Source organism: Prosthecobacter sp. (assembly GCF_044222565.1).
Taxonomy (GTDB): Bacteria; Verrucomicrobiota; Verrucomicrobiia; order Verrucomicrobiales; family Verrucomicrobiaceae; genus Prosthecobacter.
In genome coordinates, this window is record NZ_JBGANA010000037.1 from 40508 (window position 1) to 55972 (window position 15465).

The 15465-nt window shown below is 60.6% G+C and carries 15 protein-coding genes; 5 read left to right on the forward strand and 10 right to left on the reverse strand.

From position 1 onward, the window contains the following. Positions 1 to 69: 69 nt before the first annotated feature. The 5 genes from ACILSR_RS31105 to ACILSR_RS31125 form a co-directional block, all read right to left on the reverse strand. Positions 70 to 867 carry a hypothetical protein gene (locus tag ACILSR_RS31105; protein WP_395753722.1) on the reverse strand — a complete coding sequence of 266 codons (798 nt, stop codon included), beginning with the start codon at positions 865 to 867 and terminating at the stop codon, positions 70 to 72. A gap of 88 nt (positions 868 to 955) precedes the next feature. Continuing rightward, on the reverse strand, positions 956 to 1744 hold the full coding sequence (locus tag ACILSR_RS31110; protein WP_395753723.1) for a hypothetical protein: 789 nt from the start codon (positions 1742 to 1744) through the stop codon (positions 956 to 958). A gap of 252 nt (positions 1745 to 1996) precedes the next feature. After that, complete coding sequence (locus ACILSR_RS31115; protein ID WP_395753724.1) at positions 1997 to 2398, reverse strand: hypothetical protein; 402 nt, start codon at positions 2396 to 2398, stop codon at positions 1997 to 1999. Positions 2399 to 2451: 53 nt separating this feature from the next. Next, positions 2452 to 4101: an RDD family protein gene (locus ACILSR_RS31120; RefSeq protein WP_395753725.1), complete on the reverse strand. Its 1650-nt coding sequence runs from the start codon at positions 4099 to 4101 to the stop codon at positions 2452 to 2454. Positions 4102 to 4105: 4 nt separating this feature from the next. After that, positions 4106 to 4255, reverse strand: a complete 150-nt coding sequence (locus ACILSR_RS31125; protein WP_395753726.1) for a hypothetical protein — start codon at positions 4253 to 4255, stop codon at positions 4106 to 4108. 102 nt (positions 4256 to 4357) lie between these two features. Between ACILSR_RS31125 and ACILSR_RS31130 the strand changes: the two genes are divergently transcribed. Both ACILSR_RS31130 and ACILSR_RS31135 read left to right on the forward strand, forming a co-directional pair. Then, positions 4358 to 4768, forward strand: a complete 411-nt coding sequence (locus ACILSR_RS31130) for a hypothetical protein (RefSeq protein WP_395753727.1) — start codon at positions 4358 to 4360, stop codon at positions 4766 to 4768. Positions 4769 to 5539: 771 nt separating this feature from the next. Next, positions 5540 to 6319, forward strand: a complete 780-nt coding sequence (locus tag ACILSR_RS31135) for an ATP-grasp domain-containing protein (protein ID WP_395753728.1) — start codon at positions 5540 to 5542, stop codon at positions 6317 to 6319. Positions 6320 to 7181: 862 nt separating this feature from the next. Here the strand turns inward: ACILSR_RS31135 and ACILSR_RS31140 are convergent. Then, positions 7182 to 8231: a hypothetical protein gene (locus ACILSR_RS31140; protein WP_395753729.1), complete on the reverse strand. Its 1050-nt coding sequence runs from the start codon at positions 8229 to 8231 to the stop codon at positions 7182 to 7184. Positions 8232 to 8597: 366 nt separating this feature from the next. On the opposite strand from ACILSR_RS31140, the gene ACILSR_RS31145 reads away from it, so the two are divergent. Further along, the gene (locus ACILSR_RS31145) at positions 8598 to 8723 is read left to right on the forward strand and encodes a hypothetical protein (protein ID WP_395753730.1); all 126 of its coding nucleotides are present in this window, start codon (positions 8598 to 8600) and stop codon (positions 8721 to 8723) included. 9 nt (positions 8724 to 8732) lie between these two features. Then, complete coding sequence (locus tag ACILSR_RS31150; RefSeq protein WP_395753731.1) at positions 8733 to 9131, forward strand: hypothetical protein; 399 nt, start codon at positions 8733 to 8735, stop codon at positions 9129 to 9131. A 1114-nt stretch (positions 9132 to 10245) separates the two neighbouring features. Here ACILSR_RS31150 and ACILSR_RS31155 read toward each other — a convergent pair. The 4 genes from ACILSR_RS31155 to ACILSR_RS31170 form a co-directional block, all read right to left on the reverse strand. Next, positions 10246 to 10710, reverse strand: a complete 465-nt coding sequence (locus ACILSR_RS31155) for a hypothetical protein (protein ID WP_395753732.1) — start codon at positions 10708 to 10710, stop codon at positions 10246 to 10248. Between the two features lie 68 nt (positions 10711 to 10778). Then, entirely contained in the window at positions 10779 to 11771 is a 993-nt protein-coding gene (locus ACILSR_RS31160) for a WD40 repeat domain-containing protein (RefSeq protein ID WP_395753733.1), read from the reverse strand. A gap of 12 nt (positions 11772 to 11783) precedes the next feature. Then, the gene (locus ACILSR_RS31165) at positions 11784 to 13022 is read right to left on the reverse strand and encodes a DUF1501 domain-containing protein (RefSeq protein WP_395753734.1); all 1239 of its coding nucleotides are present in this window, start codon (positions 13020 to 13022) and stop codon (positions 11784 to 11786) included. A 4-nt stretch (positions 13023 to 13026) separates the two neighbouring features. Next, positions 13027 to 14712 (reverse strand): DUF1549 domain-containing protein, encoded by a 1686-nt coding sequence (locus ACILSR_RS31170; RefSeq protein ID WP_395753735.1) that lies wholly within the window; start codon positions 14710 to 14712, stop codon positions 13027 to 13029. A 268-nt stretch (positions 14713 to 14980) separates the two neighbouring features. Here ACILSR_RS31170 and ACILSR_RS31175 point away from each other — a divergent pair, with 268 nt between their 5' ends. Beyond that, complete coding sequence (locus ACILSR_RS31175) at positions 14981 to 15127, forward strand: leucine zipper domain-containing protein (RefSeq protein ID WP_395753736.1); 147 nt, start codon at positions 14981 to 14983, stop codon at positions 15125 to 15127. Positions 15128 to 15465 lie beyond the last annotated feature (338 nt).

The window sequence follows — 15465 nt, forward strand, 5'->3', positions numbered from 1 at the left end:
AGGCCAAAAGAAGTTCTGTCGATCAAGGTTGTCCCAGTTCCTCAGCACCGCATCCGCCTCACAACTCGCTCAGCGCCCCTTCGTCTCCTTCAGCAAAGCCCGCGCCGCCTCCACCACAGGCTTCTGCTCTGGATGCTTCTTCTCGATCTCCTCCAGCAGCGGCAGCACCTGCTCCTCCTTGAAACGTCCCAGCCCAAGCTCCTGGATCGCAAGCAGCCGCGCGACTCGTTGTTCGTCCGCGCTCCCCTCCGCCACCTGCGCACCGGTGGCCAGATCCCGCACCTTCTCAAAGGAAGCCGTGCGGATCACCAGTTCATCATGCGCCGCCTTTTGGGCCTCCTCCGCCGAGACCAGTCCGTCCCCCGTATCCGTGCTCAGATCCAGCCCCTCCTGCAGGTACAAATGAAAGCGAATCCTCCCCGCATCGCCCGCCTTCGGCTGGTGCCCTTTGATGAGATAAAAGCACCCTTTCTGCACCACCGGCTTCATGTGATAGCTGTTTCCGCACCGGCTGAAAAGATGCGGCTGCACCCGCTTCCACGTTCCATCCGCACCCCGCGCCTCCAGCTTCAGGTACACATCTCCGTCCTCCGCAGTCAGCGCGAGATCCTTCTCGCTCCGGTTGATCAGATACACATCAATCGGCTCTCCTTTCTTCGCCCGCGCATAGTCGGCAAACAGCGTCACCTTTCCCTCCGTGCTCGCAATCCCCTCCGGCAGCTTCGCCATCGGCGTCCCCTTCGGCATCCAAAGCTCACCGTTCACGATCACAGGCCTCGCCTCCGCCGTCTCGTCAGCCTCTGCCGCCCCGCCAGCCAGCACACTCATCAGCATCATCAAAGCCACGGAATAAAATCGCAGTTTCATAGAGTCATCATTTCAGCGTGTCTGGTCGTAGATTTCAAGGCGCATGAGAGGACATAGAATCTCAGAAGTGAAGCCTCCGCCTTCCGTCTCAGTTACCCTGCATCTCCCTGAGCACTTGCCTGACACCATCCACACTAGACTTTTCATCAGGAAACTTCTGCTCGATCTCATCCAGCACCGGCAGCACATACACCGGGTCAAAGCGGCCCGATCCCAATGATCGGATCGCAGCTCTCCGGATCCTTCCCTTGGAATACTCGTTCATGCCCACCGTCTTGGTGCCAGTGGCTACGTCCCGCACCACCTCAAACGGCCCTGTTCTGACCGCCAGTTCATCATAGGCCGCCAGCTGAGCCTCCTCGTCAGAGACCATCCCGTCTCCTGCATCAGTGGCCAGATTCAGCCATTGCTGCGTGTACAAACGAAAGCGGATCTTCGCCGCATTGCCCACCTTCGGCTGGTGTCCCTTGAATCTGTAGAAGCAGCTTTTCTCTAGGGCCATCCAACCATAGCTGTTTCCGCACCAGCTGAAAACATGCGGCTGCACCCGCGTCCACGTCCCATCCGCATTCTCCTTCTCCAGCTTCAGGTACACATCTCCGTCCTGTGCGTTCAGCGAGATGTCCTTCTCGCTCCGATTGATCAGATACACATCAATCGGCTCCCCCTTCTTCGCCCGCGCATAGTCGGCAAACAGCGTCACCTTTCCCTCCGTGCTCGGAATCCCTTCCGGCAGCTGCGCAATCGGCGTTCCCTTCGTCCTCACAATCTCTCCGCTCACGACGACAGGCTTCTCCACCACCTTCTCATCCGCCCCCACCGCCACACCAGCCACCACCCCCATCATCAAAGCCACGGAGTAAAATCGCAGTTTCATAGAGTCATCATTTCAAGGTTGGATACCAGACACAGACCTCAGTGCTCGGCCCGAAAGAAGAATAATCCTAAGCTGCATCCTGCCCTTGTCCACCTCGACAAAACGCCGCACCTCTGACCGTAGGACGGCCGTGGCGACAGCCCGTCCGTCTGCGAGCGCCCCCGAAACACCCACGTCACACAAACGTCCTCAAAGTCGGGCTGCGCGAATCTTTTAGCAGCCATCTCCGACCATCATTCCCTCCCGCCTCCATCACCCCACCACCCCCGCCATCTTCAGCAGCAAGTAGCCGCCCCAGAAAACGGACGGAAAGCAGACCACAAGCAGCGAAATCCCCAGCCCCAGCCGAAACAAGTTCACCGTGATACGCGGACTGAGCGACTGAAAGACAAGGCGCAAAGGAAAGTCGACAACCCAACCCGCCGTGTAGGCGAGGTTCATCAGAAAAGGCGCAAGCACCAGCGCCAGCGGTTCCACCGCGTCCTCGCCCGGCTCGATGCCATCCGCCGCATGAATGCAGGTTATGAAAAGGATAAACGACACCACGCCCACACCGCCCACGATGAGATTGTACGGAATGCGGCGCTTCTCCCACCAGAAAATGGCATCCCATGGTCTGACCGGTTCCGTCGGAGCCTCAAACAAAGATGGCATGGGGAAGGGGAGGCAGGTTGTTAAGGCAGGTGAGGAATGAATCATCCCCGCCCTCACTTCTTCTCCAGCCTCTCCGCCTCCTCCTTCGCCCTGCGCACCGCCTCTGCCCGATCCTCCAGAGACATCCGGCCTTCCAGCTCATTTCTCGCGTCGATGATTCCCTGATCCCCGTTCGCATCCGTCAGGATGTACCACTTCAGCGCCTCCGCCAGATCCCGCGTCACGCCCTGGCCGTCCTCATAGCACGCGCCCAGGTGGAAAAGCCCCAGCGGGTAGTTCAGCGCCGCCGCCTTCCGGTACCACTTCACCGCCTCCTCCAGATCCTTCGTCACCCCCACGCCGTATTGATAAGCGGACCCCAGGCTGTCCAGCGCCTCCCTGTTGTTCTGCTCCGCCGCCTTGCGCATCCACATCACAGACGCCGCATCATCCTTCGCCACGCCCTCGCCCGCGAAATACGCGCACGCCAGATCCACCTGCGCCAGCGCCACTCCCTGCTCCGCTGCTTTGCGGTACCAGCGCGCCGCCTCCGCATCATCCTTCGGCACACCCTCTCCCATGCGATACGCATAGCCCATGTGATACTGCGCAAAGCCATCGCCCGTGTCCGCCGCCTTGCGCATCCACTCCGCCGCCGTGGTCAGGCTCTTCGGCACACCCCGGCCTGCCGCGCACGCAAACGCCAGCTCCATCTGCGCCTGCACATCCCCGCGCGCCGCCAGCGCCTGCACATCCGCCATTGGCAGCCCCTTCTTCCACACCGTCGCCCCCGTCGCAGGCGGCATCGGCATGCCAGCGCCAGTACCAGTACCCGTGTTTGGAATTGCAGCAGAGTTTGTGCCCGCCGGCGGTGCCGCGACCGGTGCCGGCGTCGCGCCCGGCGCAGAAGCCGGAGCCGCCGTCACGCTCGGCTCAGAGGCCGGCAGACTGACCTCCGAGTGGCTGATAAAATACGTGTAACCCACCATGCACGCCGCCGCCGTCACGCCCAGTCCCAGAATGATCAGGATCGCAGGCGTGCGCTCCTTCTTCATCTCTCCAGTGGGCAGCCCTGCCGACTCCGGCGCCCCGCGCCGCACCAGGCATCCCGCCACCATGTCATGCAGCCCCTGCCGCTGCTTTGTGAAGGCCGCGATCACATACCCGATGCCCAGCGTCAGCGGCCAGCACAGCAGCCGCGCAAAGAACCGCCCCGTCGCGCGTCCCAGGCTGATCCTTCGGCCCTGCATGTCCGTCACCACCAGCCCGCAGGCCTTCTTTCCCAGCGTCCCCTGCGTCGCGGAGCTCTCCAGCAGCACATAGTACAGCAGCGAGAAAACCAGCAGCGCCAGCAGCTTCAAAACCCCCGCCAGACTCACCCCTCCTCCAGGCCCGCCATTCTCCGCCACATTGCCCGTCCCGATGACCGTCGCAAACAGGGCGAAGATGATCACATCAAACAACCACGCCCCCGCGCGATACAAAAACGGCGCAGGCCTCCCGCCCGGCAGCCCCGGCGTCTGCGCAACCTGCTCCACCGCAGTTTTTCCCGGCGTCCCATTCAGAGGGAGCGGTGGCAGCGGCTTCGCGTTCGCATTCTTCAGCGCCTGGTTTCCCTGCACCGCCTCCAGCGGCAGCGGAGCCAGCGCCTCCCGCGTCTCCATCGGCGCATGTCCAGGAATCGGCGCAAAAACGGGAGCCTCAGGCTGAGGCGCGGAAAACATCGCCTCAGGCTGCGCCGGCTGTGGCGTTCGCGGCGGCGGCGGCGCGGGCAGGGGAGGCAGCGCCTGCGCTCTTGCTGATGGCGATGCCCCAGCCGCTGCCGAAGAAATCGGTGCCTGCATCGGCAAAGACGAAGGCGGCGTCGCACTCGCCCACGCCTCAGCCGGCACCTCGCCACTCATCGTCCCAGCCGCAGCCGCAGCATCCATCTCCGCAGCCGCAGGAGCTGGCACAACATCCGCGCGCCCCCTTTCGTGCATGGACATCTCCGTCACCGGCGGCATCTCCTGCGGCGGCATTTCAGACATCTGGCGCGGGCGTGGCTTCATCGCACGCGGCATCGGCCTCGCCTCCGGCGCACTCTCCACCGGCTGCTCCATCACCATCCCCATCGGCGGCGGCGCCATCGCAGGCTGCTCCATCGCCACAGAAGGCGCCGGTGGCAAAGACTGCGGCGGCAAAGACTGCGGCGGCAAAGACTGCGGCGGCGGCAAAGCCTGCGGCGGTGGCAAAGACTGCGCTGGTGGCAGCGAATGCGGCGGCGGCAAAGACTGCGGAGACTGCAATGCCTGCGGAGGCGGCGGAGATGTCACATCACCCACCGCCGTCGGTGCAGCGCCGGGCCTCGTCAATCCCGCCGCTCCTGTCCGGGCCTTCACGCTCCCTTGAAATGGGAAGGCATCATCCGGCTGCCGGGAGAGCAGATCATGCGCCAGGAAAAGCTGCTCCGTCTTCGCCGCCGCCTTCGCCAGCAGCGACACCCGCCCCTCAAAATTTTTCGGATTCCACACCTCCACCCCCTCCTCGTACGCACTGCTCAGCATCTCCCGGGTGATGGGTGCGGAGAGATCGAGAATCAGCAGGGCATCTTGTACCGTCATAAGCAAGTCTCCCATCGAAGCAGCAAACAATCACCTGTCACCTCCCATTTTTTCCTCTTTTTTCCAGCCCCTCCGTCCACCCGCACTAGCACCAGTATTGCAGCCCCACCTTCAGCCGGAATCCGCAGGCCCCCTCGCCGCTCAAACAGCCCCCAATGGGTTCTTCCATGTGGAAAGACATCTCCCCCCTGGGAGCGCGGCACTCCGATGCCGCAGTACTCCGCATCCGCACAACGTTCCGCACCTTCCCGCGCCTCCCCCGTCAAAACATCTTCCCACAATCTCGGGCCAGTTGCTTGGGAGACTTTCACACACACACCTGTTCTACATTTGGGACATTCAGAGGGAAGCGGAGCGTTCTTTGTTCCGCAGGAACAAATCTGCTTTGCTTCGCCAGGGCGGCAGCCCAAAGTAGCGCAGTTCCTGTGGAACTGGGAAGCGTCACCGCCTTGCCAGACGCGTGCACGGCTCAACAAGGAGTTTGTTGGACAGCTTGACCCACGGTCAACCATGCAGAATTAAATCGAGAAGGCCGAAGCGCGGAGTTGGAGGAGAATACATGAAAGTACTGGCACAGAAAAACATCTGGGGTGAGCACGGTTACGACCGGTTTCTCAAGTCACTGAAAAATGCCGGCGCTCAAGTCGCCGAAGTCTCCCTCGTCCCTTTCACCACCGAGATCGTGGGCCTCGACGGCTTCCAGCCAGACTACGTCTTCGGCTCCACGCGCTTCGTCACCGTCTGCCGGGAGAAAGGCATGCCCGTCTTCCCCCAGGTCCCCTCCAGCTCCACCGACTCCGGGACGCCCTGCTTCCATGCCGAAGACTGGCTCAACTCCACCGTCAGCATCCTCAAACTCCGCGAACTCAAAGCACGCGCCGCAGCCCTCAGCTACCCCGTCTTCATCAAGCCCGTCGATACCGAAAAGCTCTTCACCGGCACCGTCCTCGAATCCGCCGCAGACATCGAGAAACTCCAGCTCTCCACCTCCTTCGTCGCCAACCCCGATGAAGAGCGGATCAGCCTGTCCGCCTTCAAACAGATCATCGAAGAAATCCGGTTCTTCGTCCTGCATGGAAAAGCCATCACCGCCTCCCAGTATAAAGTGAAAGGCCTCCCCGCCTACAAAGCCGTCACCCCGCCGCACCCCGCCTGGATCCGCGCGGAGGAACTCCTCTCCGGCGGCATCCCTCCCGCTTGGCACAAAGGCTTCGTCATGGACCTCGGCCTTCACCACGGCACCTGGAAGATCATCGAGCTCAACGACCTCGGCTCCGCCGGCATCTACCTCTGCGACACCGACCTCCTCACCCGCGCCCTCGCCCTCGCCGCCTGCTGAGCCCCTGGGAGCGCAGCTTGCCCTTCGAAGCTTCAGCGAAGAATGGGGCACTCCGATGCCGCTCCGGCAGCGCCCCCTCCAAAACACCAAGCTCCCACCCCACCCAGCGCCCCAGTCTCACCCGACCCCGAAAAGAATAGATCCCCCCTTCGCGCAAACAGCCCCCAATGGGCTCTTCCATGTGGAAAGACAGCTCCTCCCTGGGAGCGCGGCACTCCGATGCCGTTCCGGCAGCGCCCCCTCCAAAAACACCAAGCTCCCACTCCTCCCAGCGCCCCAGTCGCACCCGACCCCGAAAAGAATAAATCCCCCCTCCGCGCAAACAGCCCCCAATGGACTCTTCCATGTGGAAAGACATTTCCCCCCTGGGTGCGCGGCACTCCGATGCCGCTCCGGCAGCGCCCCCTTCGAAACACCAAGCTCCCTTTCTGCCCAGCGCCCCAGTCATGCGTTAGGTGTGTTGCGCGTAGAACCACAAAGCCTCCCTCTGCCAGCATCGTCTTCAAACTCGTCTCAGCCCTGAAGGGGCTGCGTCATACAGCCCAGGGTTAGCCGAGCCTCAGCGAGGCAACCCTGGGTTTACCGCAAGCAAAGCGGGAAGCAAACCCATCGCTCCGTCGCATCCACCGCTCACCAGCAGCGTCTGCAAACCGCTCCGCCACACGCCTGCGCACCACGTCCCGCACCCCTCCAAGCCTCCCCTTGTCCCGGTGCCATTCATTCCACACCTCCCATTCGTCGCGCTACGCATTGCCTGCCGGTCTCATTTTCCGGCGTTTCACCGCCAGCCACTTTAAACGTAAACCATCAAGGTTTGGGGCTCTGTCTGAGTTTCCGTTTGTTCCCTGTTTTCCGTCGGCTGTCAGCTCCGCTTCCAGGCTTGCAGATCCACCCCCAGCACCTTCTGCTGCTGCTCGCGGTTCATCTCCACCGCCTTCGTTTGAAACAGTCTCTGGATCGTCGTGTCCAGCCGCGCGAACGGCCCGCAGTCCATCAACTCCACCGCACCCTTGGCGTTCTTCCCGCGAATCATCAGCACCTCCACATCCGTGCGCTCAAACTTGATCGCTCCGCTCTTCAGCATCTCCCAGGCTCTCCCGAGCGGCACGTCCTGCAGCACCTCCAGCGGGTGCCGGTGTTCATAGGCCGCCTTCGCCGCAGCCCGTGCCTCTGAGTACAGCTCTTCCAGGTCCTCCTCCTTCACCGTGGCATTCGCCGGCGCAGCCTCGCCCAGCGGCAGCGAATAGGACACCGGCCCCTTCGCGCTCTCGCGTTCCAGTTTCACACAGGTGCCGGTCACACGATGATCAACCGACCCCACCACCGCGCAGATGGAAAGCTCCGTCCATTCCGACGCAAGAAAATCCTGCACCCGCTCCGGGAACGGCCGCTCCACCTTGAACATAAACTCCCCCACCAGCCGGTCATTGATGAACGCCCGCATCACATACACCCCTTCGGGATCACCCTTGGTAAAATACCAGTATTGAAACAGATTGCCCTGTTTCACCTTCAGTTCTTCAGTTGAAGACACCGACTTCCGGTCCTCGGAAACAATCGATCCCGGCGAGAGCGCGACCCACGATTCAGGCGCTTCCGGCATGTGCACCTCATGCCTCACCACCACGCTCGGGCGGTCCGTATCCACTTTCAGCCGCCACCCATAGCCCAGATTCTCCACCAGCGGCACCGCCCGGGTCGGAGTGAAAAGCGTCTTTTCCGGGTCAATCCTCTCAAACATCCCCAGCTCCCGCTCTTCGATCACAATGCCCTCCTCCGGTTCATTCGTAATCACCTCCTTCCTCGCCCTCTCAGCAGCAGCCGCAGCGGCAGCAGCAGCGGCAGCATCAGGCTTCTCCGCCGAAGCCGCGCACCCCAGGCCAAGAATCATCAGGACAAAAAATGCTTTCATAAGAAAAACCGTTCGTGACTGGCAAATGTGACAACAACTCCAATCGATACCCCGGAGCAGGGCAGGGGAAACCACAACCTGATACGAATACCATCAATCAAACCACAGCGCTCCTCCAATCTCCAGCGCCACAAAATCTCCAGCACTTCGATAAGGTGCAGTCGTCACGCATCGCAGAGTACATTCATCAGCCTGCGAAGGCAAAAAGGAAACTGGGGAACGCGGAATTGATTCCGCAGCACTCCGCCAGCCGCCTGGTTCCGAGCCTATGCCGCCTCACCCTGCTGCCTCAAAATTCACCTCATCTCGACACACAGAAGACCGGGGTCAGTGCCACATGGCTCTTCTCCAATCCATTTGTCAACCATGCCCCGCAGCATCCGCATCCAGTCCCCCGGCGCCTACTACCACGTCATGGCCCGTGGCAACCGCTGGGAGGCCATCTTCTTTGACGACGACGACCGCCGCTTCTTCCTCCACACCCTCGCCTAGGCCTGCGAGATGACCGGCTGGCACGTCCATGCATGGGCGCTCATGGGCGACCACTATCACCTCTTCATCGAAACCCCCGAGCCCAACCTCGTCGCAGGCATGGCCTGGCTCCAAAACACCCTCACCCGCCGCTACAACGTCCGCTACCCGGTCCGAATCTGGCAGGTTCTTCGTTACTGCTTTGCGCATGGGTTCATTTTAGTCTACAACGACAATCGGCTGCCATCTGAAGCCCAAGCCCCTGTCATCTGTCCAGCGTCTGAAGCGCTGGCTGAAGATCATCTTAGCGGGCATTCGACGTCCGAATTCGCCGCCAGTCGGAAAGCTTTCGAACGTCCTTGCAATGTCAGTTCCACGCATTCGTTCGATGTCACTCCGGTGGTAAAACATGCGCACATCACCCAATGAGCGCCCATCATCATCCCATTCAAATGAATCAGGCTCTCCAAATGTGGCTAGATAGGCATCGTCAACAAGAACGGATCCAACACAACGCGGCGTGAGCGAATGCGGAAAGTTCACCGAAGATCTTAGGTAATGCGAATGAGCCCTTACCCTTGGATCATCGCAGTCCCAGATGATGGGGGCAAAGTTGCCTCCTCTCATGTCTGTCTCCCATAGCCACCTTTGTGCTTCCAAGGTCCACGCAGTAGGGTAGTCTCGAACCTTGCCACGAACATCTACAATGGGGGCTTCAGGATGCCCGATTTCCTCTTCCCATCGCGCGTGGAGCGTATCTCCATCCAAATGGGTCCCCCACCCCCCTTCCATGCAAAGGTCTTTGCAGAGAAATGGGGCGGCATCCAATTCTTCCGTTGTAGCAGGAGGAAAGACTCGTTGGACTTTAAATTCTCTAGGGCTTCGCTCATTTGATCTGCGTGTGGAAAAAACCGGATGAAGTCCTATTCCTGCCAATAAATTCAAAGTTTGCGATAGTCGGGTGCTGTCGGCATATTCGCGGCACGCAGCGCTGCATGGCTGTGACGGAATATGATGCGGGGAATGATCGCCAAGAAGGCGCGCAATTGAGGAAAAAAGTTCAAAATCTCGGATACAAGCTTTCCCTTCTTCTAATGGGCGAGATGAATCAGGCTCATAGTATACCGTAAATCGCCATTGGACTTGTGGTTCGCAAGTTGCCTCCGATTGCATGTTCATATACTTAAATTTTCATTTGGGATAACAACGCTAAAAACCGGGGGCAGGGAGCAAAGAATTAACAAGGCTGCCTGCTCCCGTCTATTTGTCAACCATGCCCCGCAGCACCCGCATCCGCATCCAGTCCCCCGGCGCTTACTAACCACCTCCCGGCCCGTGGCAAACATGACGTCCGCATCATTTGCCAAAAATTTGCACCCTTCTTTTGAAAACCGCATCAAGGGCAAAGTGCCGCCTTTTAATGGGAGAAATGGGTGGGGCCTTTCAAAACGGGCTTCACCAAGCATCACTTCGAAATAGCGAGGGGGGAGGCAGCCGGGGCCGCAATCACGGTGCGAAAAAACGGCAGACAAAGCGCATCGTTTCACAGTCGGCTCCTCCCACGTGCGACGTCGGCTTTAAGCGCGTCGAAAAGTTCCCTGGCCTTGGCTTTCTCTTGCGTGAAGAGGTTCGTCGTTTCACCAGGATCGGCACTGAGATCGTAAAGCTGAAACTTCTCGGTCGGTCCTTTGCCTTGAGTCTCGACGAGGTGATCCGGCACGAGTGTTCCATCGCTTACTCGGTAAACCCGCTGGGGCAGGATGAGTTTCCAATCGCCCACGCGGATCGCGACCGTGTAGGAGCCGTAGTTCACATGCACCAGGCCGTTGCGAATGGGCAACGCGGGCTTCTCGCCGAGGAGCAGTGGCAAGATGTCGAAGCTGTCCTCACCTGCATCGTCCGGAAGTTTTTCCCCCAGCAGCGAGGCCACGGTCCCCAGCATGTCGGCAAAACAAACCAGCTCTCCGCAGGAGCTGCCCGCCGGGACTTTGCCCGGCCAGGAGGGCAAGAGATCGATTCATGAAAAGGGTGTTATTCTGGGCCAGAGAATGCAAAGCATTTGAATTCGCCATTCATTCATCCCTCCCACTCATAGAAGGCGACCACTCCTGTCTCGGGATACGAGCTTTTGCCAATGGCTTGCGTGATGGCGAATCGCTTGTGGTCAGGGTGAATGTCGAGGCAGGTGCAGGGGCCGCTGGTGGCGGTGTCGGCGAGGGATTTGTCCTCGTCGCGATGCCACGCGCGGAACTCGCCTTTGGCAATCTCTCCGCTGGCGGCCATGATGAAGCCATCGCGGTGGCAGCGGGCGGTGTAGCTGAAGCCCTTCATCGTGGAGGCGAGCTTGCGGTGGAGCTTGCCGCTGTTGGTGTCATAAAGCAGCAGGCTGGCGGGGCCGTCGTAGCCGCCGCGTCCACAGGCGATGATGAGCGCCCCCTCAGGCGTGAGCGTGAGGCCGCGGATGCCGCCCCACTCGATGTCCTCGACGTTGCGGTAGCCGGACAGTTCGGGCACTTCGATCTTGAGGAGTTCGCTGCCGCTGGCGAGGTCGCAGACTTTGATCGTGGGCTTCTTCGGCTGCCGATCTGCGGTGACGATGCGCTTTCCGTCAGGGTGCAAGGCGATGCCATAGATGGGATGCTCGCTGCGTGGCAGTTCGCGCAGGAGTTGGCCATCGGCGCAGTGCCAGAGGCGCAGGGCACCATCCCGGTCCCCGGTGGCGAAACTCCTGCCATCAGCACTCACTGCGAGCGCGCGGATGGTGCAGGGATGCGCTTCAATGTTCCAACGCAGCTTTGGTAAATCACCGCTGCAATCCCAGGCGATGACGTGGCCCACGTAGTCGCTGGTGAGCACAAGATCATTGCCCGCGCGCGCCATGTCGCCGACCCAGCTTTCGTGTCCGGCGAGCGCTGTTTTCTTTCCGTTGGCAACGTCGATGCAGGCGATGCTGGCATCGCGTCCGCCAGCCAGAAGATGCCTGCCATTGGGTGAGAAGACGCAGCTCATCAGCGGCACCTCATGCTTATGCTCGATGATCAGCTTGGTCTTGGCGGGATTGGTGGGCACTGGCGGGAGCGGTTATGCTAGCACAGCCTTGATCGGCTTGGCTGCGGGATCGGCGATGGGATTGGTCTGGCCGTTCAAATCGTAGTCCGCGCTGGAGTCGATGCCGAGCGCAGTGAGGTAGGTGTGAAACAGATCGCCGATGCCGACCTCGTGTTCCTTCACTTCAGTGCCAAGATCGTTCGTCGCGCCATGCACGATGCCTTGCTTGATGCCGCAGCCGGCCATCGCCACGGACCAGGCGCGGCCCCAGTGATCTCGACCACCGAAGTTGTTGATCTGCGGCGTGCGGCCCATCTCGCCAGTGACCACCACGAGCGTGTGCTCCAGCATGCCGCGCTGTTCCAAGTCATCGAGCAAGGTGACGAATGTGCGGTCAAACTCCGCGCATCGCATCTGGTGCCAGTAGAAGTTGTCCTGGTGCGCATCCCAGTCGAAGTGCACCACGCGCACACAAGGCACACCCGCCTCCAGCAGGCGGCGCGCGAGCATGCAGTTCCTGCCGAAGTCGTGGCGGCCATAGCGCTCAATGTCTTTGGGCGCCTCGGCTTTGAGGTCAAAGATCTCACGTCTCTGCATGAGGGCCCGGGCTTGGTCAAAGGTCGTGCTGTAGCCGTTGATTGGAGCTTTGGCGTGACTGCGCAGGAAGCGCTGATCGGCGGCGCGGCGCACGGCGTCACGTGATTCCAGCGCCGCTGCGTTGATGCCTCCAGGCACAATGAGATTCTCCGGCGGCAAGCCATCGATCACGCGCACGCCTTCATACTTGGCTCCGAGGAAACCCGCGTCGCCTGTGTCCGTGTAGGCCTTGGGTCCGGCGCGCCGCAGCGTGATGTAACCGGGCAGGACATCACCGGGCTGCTCCAGCAGTTTCGCCACTGCCGAACCGAGCACGGGATAGCCAGGCGCAAGACGTCCGGCTTGGATCGCATAGTGCCCCTTCTCATGATCCGGCAGATTCGAGTTCACGCTGCGCACCACCGCGAGCCGATGCATGATTTTCGCGGTGCGCGGCAGCAGTTCGCCGATACGGACGCCGTCGAGGGAGGTATTGATCGCTCGGAACGGTCCGCCAAATTTTGTTCCGGGTTTGGGGTCCCAGGTCTCCAGCTGACTTGCACCGCCGGAGAGAAACAGCACGAGCAACTGCTTGCGATGCGCCGAGGTCGCGATGGCTGATGGAGCGAAGGCTGCAGCTCCTGCAGCTCCTGCGAGTCGAGCGATGGCTTGGCGGCGAGTGAGGCTGGGTTGCATGGGATCAGTGGTTGAAGCGAAACTCTGCAGACAAAAGCAAGCCCCAGACCAGCGGCTGCAAGACTTCAGCGCGGTCCTTCGCTGTCCTGGCAGCAGACACAAGTCGTGCCACCTCGGCTGCTTCATCAGCAATTGGTCGCCGGTTGAAGATGCTGAGGTAAACATCCTCCGCCATCGCAGCGGGATCGGTGAAGGCCGCCCAGCGATCAAAGGCCGTGCCTGGCGCGGCTTTGATGAGATCCACGAGCTTCGGGTTGTTCAGCAAGAACAGCGCATGATCGACCACGGGATCGATCTTGCTGTCATCGGTGCCTGGCAGTGGAGTAAAAGCGGCGATCAGCGTGCTCGTTGTCTTCTCCAGCGCTTCGTAGTTCTCTTTGACCCAGTGCCAGTCCTTGAGCTTCGCTTCGACCTCGGCGGGCTTGGTCTTCTTCAACTGCTCCTCCGCACGCATGAAACTCGCATCGAGCCTGCCACAGGCACGCAGCATGGACCAGCGCATCTGTTCCGGCGTCAGTCCTCTCAACGGCGCAACAGCAAAGGCATCCGCCATGGGTTCAGAGCCAGCGGGCAGCTCACTCGACAACTGATAGCACCGGCTCAGCGCAATCTCGCGCAAGCAGCCTTTGATGTCGTAGCGATGCTCCACCAGCCACTTCTCAAGCGCTGAGAGCACGGCCGGATGCGATGGCGGATTCTTCGCATGATGCAGATCCAAAGGATGCACCAGCCCACGGCCCAGCATCATCGCCCATAACCGGTTGCCCAGATTGCGCGCAAACCCCGGCGTTTCCGTGCGGGGCATCTGCTCTGCCAGTTGCTTGCGCCGGCTGTAAACCGGAACACCGCGCGCTGTGGAGGTCGGCGCGCTGACATACTCCTTGCCCTTCTCCAGCATGGGATCTGCGATCATCTCGCCACCGGGCAGACGCGGGTTCGTCTTGCCTTGCTCGGTGGTGAACACGGAGGTGAAGCTCACGTCGCCCACCGCCTTCTCGCTGATGAAGGAACGGTTCAGCTTGGCGTCGCGATGAAACGACATACGGCTTAGAAAGGCGTAAATGCCGAAGTAATCCGCCTGTTTGTAGTCCGGGAAGCGCGGATCATCATGGCACTGCGCGCACTGAAGATCCGCTCCGAGAAACACCCGCCCCACATCGCGCGTGAGTTGATGCGGATCCGCATCACGCGCCACGTAGAACTTCACCGCCGCCGGTTGCAGTTCATCGCTGCCATCGCTCGCCAGCACCTCGCGCACCAGCGCATTCCAGGGTTTGTTCGCTGCGAACGCCTCCGCCAGATAGGTCCTCCACGCCGCCGCAGAGATATCATAGGACTTCACCGCCGGCAGCCGTCGTTCGATCAGCATCACATCAAACACCCGCGCCATGTGCAGCGAATACTCAGGCCGTGCGAGCAGCTGGTCGATCAGCCTCACGCGTTTGTCAGGATGGGTATCCTCCAGGAACGCACGCGTCTCAGTCGCCGTGGGAATGACTCCGTTCAAGTCCAGGTGCAGCCGCCGAACAAACTCCGGATCGCTGCTCATCGCCGCTGGCGTCACCTTTGCGGCTGCCCAGTCCTTGGCGAGCAGTGCGTCAATTCGCTCGTGCAATTCTTCGCCCCTGGCTCCCAGGCTCGCCGCGAGGCAAAGCAGCGTTAGGAGATGATGGCGGATGCGAGGACTCATTGTGGCGGCGAGGCTTCAAACTACGGACTGAACCGCCAAAATGTATCGGCGGAACCGCTCATCCGAAACTGATGCCCACGCTCAAGACGCTCTACCTGACGGGCCTCTCAGCCAGATGCTGGTATGAACCGGGTACATCGGTAACAGATTGACCGGGGACATGGGTTACACTTTCGGGTAGCTTAGGCCATGGAATACCACCCCCACACCTGAACAGTGACTGAAGTTTGCCACTCTCGCCAACAGCGGCAGGTTCACCATCAGCAAGCTGTACGAGCAGTTCTGCGTCAGCCGCAAATGCGGGCACAAGTGGTTGGTGCGCTTCGCCCAGGGCGGGGCCAAAGCGCTGGTGGACGCGGGCCGTCCATCACACACTCCACAAAAGCCTTGCTGCCCATTACCAGCACGTTGCTGAATGAGCGCACGCGCTTTGATTCAATGATTGAGCTTTGCACCATAGACTGACGTGGCACCCGATTATTGAGCTTTGCACAATAGACTGATGTGGCCCCCGATTATTGAGCTTTGCACAATAGACTGATGTGGCCCCCGATTATTGAGACTTGCGCAATAGACTGACACCTCAGCCTTGAAGGCCAAGGGCCTTCCGTATCATAGCGAAGGGTTGCCGAGCCTCGGCGAGGCTACCCTGGTACGTGGTGCATCCTTCAGGAAAGCAAACCCAGCGCCTTCTTTACACACCGCGCCCTCCAGCAGCGTCTGCCTCGCCATTCCGCCACGCAGTCGCTGCCT

What these genes read in the sequence shown, in the direction of transcription:
- ACILSR_RS31150 (WP_395753731.1), top strand. Translation starts at nt 8,733, where the DNA reads ATGACCGGCTGGCACGTCCATGCATGGGCGCTCATGGGCGACCACTAT.
- ACILSR_RS31115 (WP_395753724.1), bottom strand. Translation starts at nt 2,398, where the DNA reads ATGCCATCTTTGTTTGAGGCTCCGACGGAACCGGTCAGACCATGGGAT.
- ACILSR_RS31135 (WP_395753728.1), top strand. Translation starts at nt 5,540, where the DNA reads ATGAAAGTACTGGCACAGAAAAACATCTGGGGTGAGCACGGTTACGAC.
- ACILSR_RS31130 (WP_395753727.1), top strand. Translation starts at nt 4,358, where the DNA reads ATGGACATCTCCGTCACCGGCGGCATCTCCTGCGGCGGCATTTCAGAC.
- ACILSR_RS31105 (WP_395753722.1), bottom strand. Translation starts at nt 867, where the DNA reads ATGAAACTGCGATTTTATTCCGTGGCTTTGATGATGCTGATGAGTGTG.
- ACILSR_RS31145 (WP_395753730.1), top strand. Translation starts at nt 8,598, where the DNA reads ATGCCCCGCAGCATCCGCATCCAGTCCCCCGGCGCCTACTACCACGTC.
- ACILSR_RS31120 (WP_395753725.1), bottom strand. Translation starts at nt 4,101, where the DNA reads ATGTTTTCCGCGCCTCAGCCTGAGGCTCCCGTTTTTGCGCCGATTCCT.
- ACILSR_RS31165 (WP_395753734.1), bottom strand. Translation starts at nt 13,022, where the DNA reads ATGCAACCCAGCCTCACTCGCCGCCAAGCCATCGCTCGACTCGCAGGA.
- ACILSR_RS31170 (WP_395753735.1), bottom strand. Translation starts at nt 14,712, where the DNA reads ATGAGTCCTCGCATCCGCCATCATCTCCTAACGCTGCTTTGCCTCGCG.
- ACILSR_RS31140 (WP_395753729.1), bottom strand. Translation starts at nt 8,231, where the DNA reads ATGAAAGCATTTTTTGTCCTGATGATTCTTGGCCTGGGGTGCGCGGCT.
- ACILSR_RS31110 (WP_395753723.1), bottom strand. Translation starts at nt 1,744, where the DNA reads ATGAAACTGCGATTTTACTCCGTGGCTTTGATGATGGGGGTGGTGGCT.